This window comes from Proteiniphilum sp. X52 (genome assembly GCF_003712195.1).
Taxonomy (GTDB): Bacteria; Bacteroidota; Bacteroidia; order Bacteroidales; family Dysgonomonadaceae; genus Proteiniphilum.
The window spans coordinates 94840-107487 of record NZ_RDSD01000009.1 but is presented as its reverse complement, the minus strand read 5'-3'; the positions used below and the strand labels follow the sequence as shown (position 1 = coordinate 107487).

Sequence of the window (12648 nt, the reverse complement as noted above, 5' to 3'; positions counted from 1 at the left end):
GAAAATCAATTATTTCCAAGCTTCTCAATTGCCCGTTCCCGGTTAAATTTCAATAAATAGGTATCCGGATTGGGCAGTGTCCACATCAACTCAAATAAATCCTCATTGGCTAAAATGGCAGGATACAAATATCGCACCGTAGAGGCATACCCTAATTGCTCCAGTACGACATAGTCTACATTTTTTTCGATCATATCCTTTATCACTTCTCCCGGCTCTGTGCTATATAAATAGTTGATGGCATATAAGTCGGGGGCAAAATAGGTGAAAAATTCCGGTTTTCGACAACAAACCGTATTCTTCGGCAATTGCTTCTGCATCTGCTTCGCGATGGTGAAATAATTCTCAAATGCAGGGGGATAAGGTGCTTTTGCCTTTACCGATACCGCTTTTACAGTAGGCCATAATGCAAAAATCAGGATAAGAAATGCATAAGGCGCATGAAGGGTTGTTTTCGAACTGTTTTTCACCCTGGATACAAGCAAACAGTATAATCCGTTATAAAAACAAACAATAATAAAAGGGGCAATAGGTATTACATAACGGCTTTCATTACCACCATGCCAAAGCATAAGCAAACCTATCTGACCCAATAAATAGGCAATAAATGCCCATTTTAGCAGCTTCAGATTCCAGGCTCCGTACAATATAAAGCCCAAAATAAAAAGTCCTGCCACCACTTGAAAAACAGAGGAATTCGCTTCATAATTCACAGGAATAAACGGAAAAATGATCTCTCTAAAACCTTTTATCACGGTTTCATCAAAATTTGTCATCATTTTACGGATAAACTCGCCGACAGTCGAAATACTTCCTTCCTCCGGCCGCCAGGGATTCACGGTCATCATTGTACCAAAATAACGGGATTCAATGCCGAGTGTGCGGTTCCTGAACCACCAAGGCGACAGCAATAACAGGATTCCGCCCAGAGCTGCTATTCCCCGAAGCCACTCCCTGCCAAACAAAAAGAAAACCACAATGGCAAAAATCAATGCGATTCCCGCCGCACGTACGTAGTAAGCATAAGCAGCAAAAATAATTATGACGAACAACCATAACAATCGACGAAAACGACTTGTTCCTCCTCCAATAGCGCAGTACTTATAAAGCGCATAAAAACAAACAACCGAGCAAAAGAGGAATAGCATCTCAGACATCACCATACTGGAAAACCGCAGCGTGTGGGGAGAAAAAACAGCCAATAAAGCACAGACAAAAGCCAATACCCTACTCCCTGTTATTTTCCATAGTAAGTAGAATATCCCCATCAGGCTTACAAAAAATAAGATTCCGTTCAATATCTTGAAAAACACAAGGCTCCGGATACCCAAAAGCATAAAAACAGATAAAAAAACAGAATAGCCGGGTGGAAAATGGCTTGCCGGCACGGTGCCTTTTGGCGTCACATTGGCATATCCCAATCCATCGGATATATTTTTCGCCAAAGTAAGATAATGCACATTGTCGCCATTCAAATCCAGTTTCACATCGAATATCATCGAGTAAATTACGGCAAACAATACACCTAAAATCAGTATGTAAATCCGGTTATCTCGCATATGTATAAAACTATTGATATAATCCCGACTTTATCCATCCCCATTTACAGAAAGGATACATCATGGAAACCCTCAGCACACCCATCCCGTAGACAATACTGCGCCTGAAGTTGATGGAAGACGCTTCTTTGAAGTAGCGGGTAGGACAGGTGATCTCCGCTATTTCGTAGCCTTGATAAAAAATTTGGGAAATAATTTCATTATCAAATATAAAATCATCGGAATTAGCATTGAAATTGATATTGCGAAGCACCTCAGCCGAGAAAGCCCGGTACCCGGTATGATACTCAGATAGTTTCTGATTTAATAATATGTTCTGGAAGAAAGTCAACCCCCGGTTGGCGATATATTTTATCAAAGGCATTCCCCCTTTAATGGCTCCTTTGCCCAAGATACGAGATGCGAAGACCACCGGATACACCCCATTGGCGATGAGATACGCCATAGAGGCAATAAGTTTAGGGGTATATTGATAATCAGGGTGAAGCATAATAATGATATCGGCATTCAGTTCCAATGCGCGATTATAGCAGGTTTTCTGATTACCTCCGTATCCTCTGTTGCGGACATGTACCTGGATTTCACGGATACCTAATTCCTCAGCAACCTTTAGGGTATCATCGTTACTGCCGTCGTCTGTCAAAATCACTTCATCCACGATATCAAAAGGTATTTCACTATAGGTTCTTTCCAGTGTTTGTTCGGCATTATATGCCGGCATTACAATCACTACTTTTTTATCTTTAATCATATCCACTAAGCCCTAAATGGCATACCAACAGTATATGTACATTGTTTTTACATTACGTGGAATTCGGGAAAAAACTAACCGGTTATTCAGTTAAAAAACATGAAAGGGAGAGAGCGGGAAAGAGGAAGGGAGAAAAAAATCGGACTGTCACTGTCAGGCAAAGGAATTATTAAACCGGAGGATTAAAAGATGGAGGTTATTATTAAAAAGTACGACTCAAAGAGATCATAAAACTTTGTCCGTTTTTTACTTCATGAACAATAGGATCATGCCCTTTATCGTAGTTTTCGGTCTTACCCGGAAGAAGCCTATCCGTGGGAAGACCATGTTCACCGCGCACATAATCATCCGGCGTATTCGTATAAAAAATTTGAGTAACATTGAGCAGATTACGGCCGCTCAACTTCAGCCCAATCCCGCTCTTAGGGAATCGGTAGCTGATACTCGCCTCAACCGAATGAAAGGGTGCGCGGTATTCATGCTGATACGCATTTTCACCCAGTAAGAAAAGTTGGCGTCCGCTGCGGTTAAACAGTATATTGGCATGCAGGCTTTTATCGGTATAACTGATCCCCGCCCTGAACAGATAAGGTGTCTGTCCTGAAAGCGGCCGTTTTTGAGTACTCTCGGTTTCGGCAAATTGGGTTTCCCCTTCTCCCTCCGGAATGACCATAACCCTTTTACCTTTCACCGATGATCGTGTCAAAACGAATCCGGCGGAGAGTTGTGTTTTTCTCAAAAAATCGGGATTTCCTACAAAATCCAAATGTTTGCGAATTTCCGCTTCAAATCCGTAACTATCGGCTTTGTCCGAGTTTTGCAGCACATACATACGTTCATCATACCTGTACAGATAGGTCATTCGTTCTATGGGGCGGTCGATATGCCTGTAAAACAGTCCCGCAGAAACGATATCCTGCGAACCGATATATTTTTCAATAAGAAAATCGACCGCCTGAACGGTAGAAGGAAATACGGCACGGTTTACAGAGGTGCCGAGAAGATAGGTGTCGTACACAGGATAAGGAATGTAATCCGCCAACTTCGGACGGATCACGGAACGCTGGTAACTCAATCGCACATTCAGGTTCTTCTGTGGCATATAAACAATATTAGCCGATGGTGAAGCGTACCATTTCCGGTTCTTACGGGGTACGGTTTGCTCATTGGCGGTAATTCTCCTGTAATCCTCATAATCGCCCCGGACACCCCACACAAAGCGCATTTTCTCTTCCCACCGGTGTTCGAACATCAAGAAAGAAAGATGTTGTATCATGTCACCTTTAAAACTATTTCGTTCAAGAACCTGGTAAACCCGTGACGAGGGATCGGTAACATCCTGCCCATTTTCATAGCTGTAAAGGGCTTCATTCGAGATAAAACGAAGGTGCTTGTGATTCCCGTCATAACCGATAGTCATTTTGTTGAGCATCCTGAATAACCGGAAAGAATGACTCAGCGATAACCCCACGTGAAAATTCCGCTCCCGGGTGGTATACCAACCGCTCGAGGCCGGATAGACAGCCCGCAATTCGGGATGCTGATGCAGAAAATACAAAAGAGAGTCATCTTTCAACGGTTTGTACATTTCCGAGAAAGCGGCATCTTTCCGTTCACGTTGAATGAATGTATGCGACATGTTCCATCCCAGTAAAACGCCGCCGACAAGGTGTTGCCCTTCCAGTTTACTCTGACACAGGTCGGAAAATGTGGGATAGTTGAAGAACTGATAGCTGAGATTGCTTTCAACTCCTGAGATATCCTGCAAACGTGCCGTGACTTCCGTCAGGTCGTTATCGAAACTCCGGGTAAAAACGTTCCGGACACTGATCCTGTTTTTCCCGAATTGCCACCCCGCATTCAGCATACCACCGGTTACGCTATTATAATGATGAATATGTCCCTCGTTTTGTTTATCGTTCAAACTTCCCATATAGCCCCCTATGTAGTCCCATCTTCCCCGCTGTGTATGATTTATGAGGGACCGCAGTGAACTATTCCGGTAAGACAGCGAGAGCACGAATCCGAAACGGTCGCCTTTTTCCCGCAATGCATACGTCCTACCAATGGTAATGTTATAATGTTGCGGGGGAAAAGACTTCCTGTCGGAAATAGCAAAGTGTCCGGCGGGAAACAAGGTGGTGTTGCCGGGTAACTCCCGGGGGATTCCGGGCATGACAGCCCGGAAAGCCCCGGGTATCCCTCTACCGCCATCATCAAATCCGATAAGATCAAGACTCCCTTTTCTCCTCCCACGCAGGTTTTTGAATGTACTGATCGTATTAAACTGATAGGAGACATTTGCCTGCACATAATTTTGTTCAGGAATATCTTTGGTGATGATTTCGGTGATCCCGCCGGCGAAACCGACGGGAATATCGGGAGTAGACGATTTGAGAAGGCGGATATTATCTACCAAAGCGACAGGGATCAGATCGAAAGAAAAGATTTTGTAGGAAGGGTCATAATTCGGCAACGGAATACCGTCCAGAAGTATTTCATTCCACCTGCCGCCTGTGCCACGAATGATCTGTGAATGGTTTTCATCGAAGCTGATGCCCGGCAGGAGCGACATGGCATCCTGCACGGTTGTTCCGGGAGACCGGTTTATTCGTTGACTGCCGAGAACGGAACTGATATAAGGAGTGTTCCGTTGCGCGCGTAACGCGCCTGCAAGGGTGCTTTCGGGTTGCGTATAAGTAACCACCACCTCATCCAGACGGATATCGCTCTCTTTCAGCATTATATCCAAACGGGTCGTCCGGTTTTTTCCCACTTCCACATCCTGGATCCGCGCCGTTTCATAACCCATAAAACCGACCTGAACGAGATAACTTCCGGAAGGCAACGCCAGTGAATAATCACCGTTCATTCCCGTTATTGTACCTCTTTGCAGGGCTTGTACCCGAACAGTTGCGCCGGGCAGCGCCACGCCGAAGCCATCGGTTATTTTTCCGGAGAGATAGCCTGTAGCCTGTTTTTCAACAGGGCGGCGGACAATAACGAAACGGTTGGCGTTCATTTTACGGTACGAGAGCGGCGTGTTTTCGAGTGAACGGCGTATCCACTCTTCCACATCTGCCGACTCGCTTGTGAATGCCGGGGCGGTAATCCCTTCCAAAAAACGGCCTTCATACGTGACAAATTGTCCGTTTTCTTTGCCGGCATTGGCTATCTTCTCCATTCTCGAAAGCATCGGCTCCTGTGGAAAGGAAATGGTCTGAGCCGGCAAACGGAAGCTGTTTCCTGCGAAAACAACAATCCATATGATTATATATTGTATGTCGGATAAATGCCGGCTCATTGGCGTTACGCTTTAAGAACCTTTCGAAAAGAAAATAATCTGATCGGCCGTGATCCGGTAGGATAAATCGTAAAGCGCGGCTATTTCGGTTGCCACTTCATCAGGAGAAGTACTCCGATCGAAAATGATATTGACAGACATTATTCCGGGGGTGTGCCGAAAGATCATTTCTTTTCCATAGAACTGCCGCACCCGGAAACGAAGTTCTTCCAATGAAGCATTCTCCAGGACAATCGTTCCTGTACGCCATCCGGCTTTTTGCGCGCTGTTTACGCTCTCAAGGGTAAGTCTTTTCTCCGATTCTTCGTATGTTACTTTCTGGTCGGGATTCAACTCTATATTTTCACCCTTCCCAGTCTCCAGACTCACTTTTCCGCTCAAAACACAGATCTCCTGAAATGGCAACTCTTTATAACTCTGGATAGTGAAACTTGTACCAAGCACCTGCACTGTCAACCCTCCACGGAGATGCACCATAAATGGTTTCGCCTTATCCTCTCTCACATCAAAAAAAACCTCACCTTCATCGAGCCATATCTCACGCATGGCACCATCCATGCCACCTTCCCGCAGACTCAGCGTGCTACCAGTGTTGAGAGAGAGTTGGGAGCCGTCCGGCAAGGTGACATGCTCGATATCGTTTCCCGAAACATATTGTTGGAAGATGGGCGCTGTATCAGGGTCGGACTTCAACGATGCCGGCTGATTATGTTTCTGATAAAAAAGAAAGATGCCGACAAGGAGTAAAAGGATAGCCGCCATTGAACCGATGAAAGCCGGAAAGACGATACGTTTTTTCACAGAGGATGCAGTGTTTCCAATCCTTACACCTGTTTGCCGGAAAACAAAATCTTTCGTTTCATTCTCCAGTTCCTGCATCAGATGATCCGTTATTTCAAATTCCTTCTCCGGAATAACCTCTTTTTCAATAGATTCAATAATGTCGTTCTCCTCCGGAGTGGTATTACCTCTACGGTATCTTTCGAACAAATCGCGGGTAATGGCTGCTTTTTCTTGTGCCGACAAACTATCCCGTAAATTTTCTTTCTTCTCTGTCATTCTTTTACCGCCGATAATCGTTTTAACGGATAAAATTACTATTTTTTTGTGAATCGACGGGGGTATATGGTTAAAAGTTGGCCCAACCCGGAGATTCAAAGATTTTTCTTATTTTTGTCACCCATTGCAAACCACGGACGAAATATTATTAAATGGCATTGAGGAAAAAGATGAAAAGGCTTTTTCTCGATTCTACGAAAGGTACGGCAGTACCATTCTTTGTTTCGTATTGTCAAAAGTGCACAATAAAGAAATTGCCAAAGAAATCATACAAAATTTCTGGGTCGCTTTTTGGGAAAATCCCCGTATCATCCGCGCCAATAAGGAGGGATGCGTGAAAGTTTTTCTATTGCAATATTTGCGTTTCCGTATCTATGACGTATACCGTATTGCTGTTCCCGAAACAATTCCGGTTGAAGAAGCCGGATTATTGGCCGACACAACCGTCTATGACAATATGGAAAAAGAAGAGCTGAAAGAGATAGTACGTGATGCTCTGAGGGAGAGTTCCTCGTTGACAAAAAACAGTTTTTGGATGAGAGTGGACGGTATTCCGGCCAAACAAGTAGCAAAAGAATTAGGGGTAACCACGCAAACAGTCCACAATAAATTTTCGCAATCACTGGCAACCATCAGAAAATATATAAAGACCTATTACTCCGAAATAATAAAAGACAGGACATGATTCCCATCATCATTCTCTCGATCCTCCTCTCCTTCAAGGCTTTCAAAGATAGCACCCTGATGGACAAGCCGATATTTGACCCGCAAACCTCAAGCGAGCTTGGTTTTTCTCCCGGCTTTCGTTATATTTCCATGATATAAGAGGCGCCTCGGAAAAACTCAAGCGAGCTTGGTTTTTCTCCCGGCTTTCGTTATATTTGCATTTCGATTAGATCTGTCCCGAAATGATCATCAAATATAACGTACAACTGCAACCCTATAACTCTTTCCGCACGAAGGCGTCGGCAAAAATATTGTGTGAACCGCAATCGGCTGAGGAACTTTCGGAAATCATCCGCACTTTTCCCGATGAACGGAAACTGGTGCTTGGGAACGGTTTCAATTTGTTTTTCACCAAAGATTTCGAAGGATTGGTCATTAAACCTGCCATGCGGGGTATCCATATCCTTACGGAAACCGATCGGTGCGTAGAAATTGAAGTCGGCGCGGCGGAAGATTGGGATCAGTTTGTGGCTTATTGCGTGGAGAACAGTTACGCCGGTATCGAGAATTTGTCGCTTATTCCCGGTTCGGTAGGCGCAAGTCCGGTTCAGAATATCGGCGCGTACGGTACGGAGGTGATGGAGGTGATCACCAAGGTGAAAGCGGTGGAACTTCAGACAGGGAATCACAAAGAACTCTCCAGCGAGGAGTGCGGATTCGGATACCGTGACAGCATCTTTAAACGCTCCGGACTCCATGTAATCACTTCCGTGGTTTTCACATTGGAAAAGTCGTTTCAATATAAAGAGAGATATATCGACTTGAGCCGTGAGTTGGAAGGCATTTCCTCTCCTACCCTTGCCCAGGTTCGCAATGCCATTATCCGTATCCGCAACCGGAAATTGCCCGATTATAAAATACTACCCAATGCCGGAAGTTTTTTTAAAAATCCCGTGCTTACGCAACAGGAAAAAGACCAGTTACAACTGAAACTGCCGGATGCCCCTGTCTACAACGTAGGAGAAGGACAATTCAAAACGTCGGCGGCATTCCTGATAGACAAGGCGGGATATAAAGGGAAGCGGCGCGGAATGGTAGGCACCAGTACCCACCATTCACTTATCATTGTGAATTATGGCACCGAAAACGGCCGGGAAATTGTGGCCTTCATGCACGAAATACAACAGGAAGTGCGGAAACAATTCGGCATAATGCTTGAACCGGAAGTGCGCATTTATTAACTATAAAAAGCGGTCAACATGTCATCATTTGTCATTGAAGGCGGATGCAGCCTCAAGGGGGAAATCACACCACAGGGAGCAAAGAACGAGGCTCTGCAGGTAATTTGCGCCACGCTTCTCACTCAACAGGAGGTGATCATAGAGAACGTGCCCGATATACTGGATGTGAACAATCTCATCGCACTGCTCTCCGATATGGGAGTGGAGGTAAAGAAACTGGGTAGGGAGAACTACTCTTTCAAAGCGGAAAAGATAAACCTCTCCTATACCCAATCGAAAGACTTCATGCAAAAGAGCGCCGCGATGCGGGGTTCCATCATGATTGTCGGCCCCCTTCTGGCACGATTCGGAGAAGCGGTCGTACCCAAACCGGGAGGCGATAAAATAGGACGGCGGAGGCTGGATACCCACTTCAACGGCATCATGAAATTAGGGGCTGAGCTGATCTTTAATGAGCAAAAACAACTCTTCACGCTTTCTGCCAAAAAACTGTCCGGTCAATATATCCTGCTCGATGAGGCTTCCGTTACCGGCACTGCCAACCTGTTGATGGCCGCTGTCCTTGCCGAAGGGGAAACGGTCATTTACAACGCAGCCTGTGAACCATATGTGGAACAGCTGAGCCGGATGCTGGTACGCATGGGAGCAAAAATCGAAGGAATTGGCTCCAACAGACTGACAATACATGGGGTCTCCTCCCTTTCCGGTTGCCGTCACCGTTTGCTGCCCGATATGATCGAGATCGGCAGCTTTATCGGCATGGCAGCCATGACCGCCTCGGAACTTACCATAAAAGATACTTCAGTGACCCATCTCGGCATTATCCCCGAAAGTTTTCGCCGCTTAGGTATTATTGTGGAACAACGGGGTGACGATCTCCATATTCCACCACAAGATGATTATACCATAGAATCATTCATCGACGGATCCATCCTCACTATTGCCGACGCCCCCTGGCCGGGACTTACGCCCGATCTGCTCAGCGTGATGCTGGTTGTCGCCACCAAAGCGGAAGGATGCGTGCTGATCCACCAGAAAATGTTCGAAAGCCGGCTCTTTTTCGTGGACAAACTGATCGATATGGGAGCACAGATCATCCTCTGTGATCCCCACCGGGCAACTGTGATCGGCATGGGTAAACGATTCCGGCTCAAAGGCATGACCATGACATCCCCCGATATACGTGCCGGTATCTCACTGTTAATCGCCGCCATGAGCGCGGAAGGCATGAGTACTATCCATAATATCGACCAGATCGACAGGGGATATCAGGATATTGACCGACGTCTGAACGCGTTGGGAGCAAGGATTGAAAGAAAATAAAGGGCGGTATCGCATGAGAGCCGGCACATTCGGGATACCGACTGAACCATACACCTTTGTTTTGCGTTTAATCATCAGACAACATTTAAAAATCACCCAATATGTCGAAAATCAACGATTTCAGAAGGCTCCATTCCGGTGACGAACCATTTCTCCTGGGAAACGTATGGGACGCCAAAAGTGCGCAACTGGCAGAAAAAGCAGGTTATAAAGCGGTGGGCATCTCCGGACACGCCATCGCGGAAAATCTCGGCTACCGGGATGGCGAGGATATGAGTTTCAATGAATTGTTGTTCGTTGTGGAGAAAATCATCAAATCGGTCTCTATTCCCGTTTCAGTGGATATCGACGGCGGATATGGCAGGAGCATAGGCAAAGTGAACGAACATGTTGGTCAGCTCGCAAAAATGGGTGCGGCAGGTATTAATATTGAAGACTCGGTAGTAAAAGACGAAAAACGAATCCTGGCGGAAAGCGGGAATTTCGCTAAGATCATAGATGTGGTGTAAAGCGCATCAGCAGCGGCGCGGCCCTTCATGCCCAAAGCTACGCCAGAGCATACGAATTGTATTCCCTGCTCATATGCGAAAAGGATTTCGGAAAATTATTCCAATAAAAAACACACCTGAAAAATAGATTTGCCTTTACCTCGAAAAATATTTGCTTTTTCGACAACTCTTTTATTACTTTGCAAACAATTTTAATAAGATTATCTGCAAAATAGGCACCCATGATCTAACTCCGTTGAATAAGACCGAGCAGATGGGTTCTTGGCACAAGAAAGCGATAATCTGGCAAGCGCCTCCCCAAATATGATTTTGCTTTGCGGAGGGGTAATATTGCATTATAAATAATTTATTCAACAACCACATAAAATTATGCCAACGAATCCGGTCGTGACCGACATTAAACAAGTAACCATTCGTTTTTCAGGGGATTCCGGTGATGGTATGCAACTTTCAGGGACATTGTTCTCCACGTTATCGGCTATTTTCGGGAATGAAATCGCCACATTCCCCGATTTTCCCGCTGAAATTCGCGCCCCGCAAGGTTCATTGCAAGGCGTTTCGGGATTTCAGGTGCGGATTGGCGCCAAAGATGTTTATAATTCAGGCGACAAGACCGATGTGCTGGTCGCCATGAATCCTGCCGCACTCAAAGTGAACGCTTCATTTTTGAAAAGGGGCTCTATTGTGCTGTTTGATACCGATTCATTTCAAAAAAGAGACCTCGACAAAGCACTTTTCCAAACATTAGATCCCTTTGCAGAACTCAATCTGGATTACGTGCAACCGATCGGGGTGAATATCACCACCCTGACAAAAGCCTCGCTGGAAGACTCAGGACTGGAAAATAAAGAGATACTCCGCAGCAAGAATATGTTTGCCCTGGGTATTGTGTGCTGGCTTTTCAACCGCCCGTTGGAAATAGCCGATAAGCTGCTCGAACAGAAGTTTTCAAAAAAACCATTATTGGTAAAGGCCAATATAAAAGCGCTCACCGACGGCTACAACTACGGAAATAACACCGACATGACCGCTTCCACTTATCGTATTGAACCCATTGAGTCGACCAAAGGTTTCTATACCGATATTAACGGAAACACTGCCACGGCATACGGGTTGATAGCCGCTTCCGAAAAGGCGGGCGTGGATCTCTTCCTCGGCTCCTATCCTATTACCCCTGCCACCGACATCCTGCAGGAACTTTCCAAACGGAAGGATTTCGGGGTGAAGGCGCTGCAAATGGAAGACGAAATTGCCGGCATCACCTCATCCATCGGTGCAAGCTTCGCGGGTTGCCTGGCAGCCACTTCCACATCCGGCCCGGGATTGTCGCTCAAAAGCGAGGCATTGGGCCTGGCCGTAATGACCGAACTCCCTCTGGTGGTGATTGATGTGCAACGTAGTGGCCCTTCGACAGGAATGCCCACCAAAAGTGAACAGAGCGACCTCAACCAGGCACTTTACGGACGTAACGGCGAGAGCCCGCTGGTAGTGATGGCGGCAGCGTCGCCTACCGACTGCTTTGAAAGCGCTTTTGAGGCTTCAAAGATAGCATTGGAGCATATGACGCCCGTTATCCTTCTTACCGACGGTTATATCGCCAACGGTTCATCGGCATGGAGAATTCCCGAGATGAATGACTATCCCGATATTAAACCTCCCTATGTGCAGAAGAAATACAAGGGAAACGCGAAAGAATGGAGGCCTTATTTCCGTGACGAAGAGACATCCGTCAGGTATTGGGGTGTACCGGGTACTCCGGAATACATGCACCGCATTGGCGGATTGGAAAAAGACCATCTCACCGGTGTGATCTCGTCGAATCCCGACAACCACCAGTTGATGGTAAATACCCGCAAGGCGAAGATCGAAAAAATAGCCGATTTTATCCCTGAACAGCAGGTAACCGGCGATACAGATGCCGACACGCTGATCGTGGGATGGGGCGGCACATACGGCCACCTGCTGGAAGCTTCATTACGTCTCATGGCAAACGGAAAGAAAGTGGCTTATACCCATTTCAGGCATATCAATCCCCTTCCCCGGAACACCCATGAACTGCTGAAAAAATATAAAAAAGTGATCGTGGCGGAACAGAACGACGGACAGTTTGCCGCCTATCTGAACGGCAGGTTCCAGGATCTGGATAATATTCATAAGTACAACAGAGTGGAAGGACAACCCTTCAAGGTAAGCACATTGATCGAAGAGTTTACGAAAATCATGGAGGAAAAGTAAT

The 12648-nt window shown here is 46.0% G+C and carries 9 protein-coding genes; 5 read left to right on the top strand and 4 right to left on the bottom strand.

What is annotated here, in order from left to right; translation table 11 throughout:
• Positions 1 to 5: 5 nt before the first annotated feature.
• The 4 genes from D7D25_RS09145 to D7D25_RS09130 all read right to left on the bottom strand — a co-directional run bounded on the left by D7D25_RS09145 (position 6) and on the right by D7D25_RS09130 (position 6673).
• The gene (locus tag D7D25_RS09145) at positions 6 to 1559 is read right to left on the bottom strand and encodes a glycosyltransferase family 39 protein (protein ID WP_122968659.1); all 1554 of its coding nucleotides are present in this window, start codon (positions 1557 to 1559) and stop codon (positions 6 to 8) included.
• Positions 1560 to 1569: 10 nt separating this feature from the next.
• Complete coding sequence (locus D7D25_RS09140) at positions 1570 to 2310, bottom strand: glycosyltransferase family 2 protein (RefSeq protein WP_122968658.1); 741 nt, start codon at positions 2308 to 2310, stop codon at positions 1570 to 1572.
• Positions 2311 to 2512: 202 nt separating this feature from the next.
• A complete protein-coding gene (locus tag D7D25_RS09135) occupies positions 2513 to 5614 on the bottom strand; it encodes a TonB-dependent receptor (RefSeq protein ID WP_122968657.1) in 3102 nt (1033 codons plus the stop codon).
• Positions 5615 to 5626: 12 nt separating this feature from the next.
• A complete protein-coding gene (locus D7D25_RS09130; RefSeq protein ID WP_122968656.1) occupies positions 5627 to 6673 on the bottom strand; it encodes a FecR family protein in 1047 nt (348 codons plus the stop codon).
• Between the two features lie 124 nt (positions 6674 to 6797).
• Here D7D25_RS09130 and D7D25_RS09125 point away from each other — a divergent pair, with 124 nt between their 5' ends.
• From D7D25_RS09125 to D7D25_RS09105, 5 genes are all read left to right on the top strand, one after another.
• Positions 6798 to 7358, top strand: a complete 561-nt coding sequence (locus D7D25_RS09125) for an RNA polymerase sigma factor (protein ID WP_158602584.1) — start codon at positions 6798 to 6800, stop codon at positions 7356 to 7358.
• Positions 7359 to 7581: 223 nt separating this feature from the next.
• Entirely contained in the window at positions 7582 to 8580 is a 999-nt protein-coding gene (gene murB, locus D7D25_RS09120) for a UDP-N-acetylmuramate dehydrogenase (protein WP_122968654.1), read from the top strand.
• An 18-nt stretch (positions 8581 to 8598) separates the two neighbouring features.
• The gene (gene murA / locus D7D25_RS09115) at positions 8599 to 9903 is read left to right on the top strand and encodes a UDP-N-acetylglucosamine 1-carboxyvinyltransferase (protein WP_122968653.1); all 1305 of its coding nucleotides are present in this window, start codon (positions 8599 to 8601) and stop codon (positions 9901 to 9903) included.
• Between the two features lie 101 nt (positions 9904 to 10004).
• A complete protein-coding gene (locus D7D25_RS09110) occupies positions 10005 to 10412 on the top strand; it encodes an isocitrate lyase/phosphoenolpyruvate mutase family protein (RefSeq protein WP_122968652.1) in 408 nt (135 codons plus the stop codon).
• Positions 10413 to 10781: 369 nt separating this feature from the next.
• Positions 10782 to 12647: a 2-oxoacid:acceptor oxidoreductase subunit alpha gene (locus D7D25_RS09105; protein ID WP_122968651.1), complete on the top strand. Its 1866-nt coding sequence runs from the start codon at positions 10782 to 10784 to the stop codon at positions 12645 to 12647.
• The last annotated feature ends 1 nt before the right edge of the window (position 12648 follow it).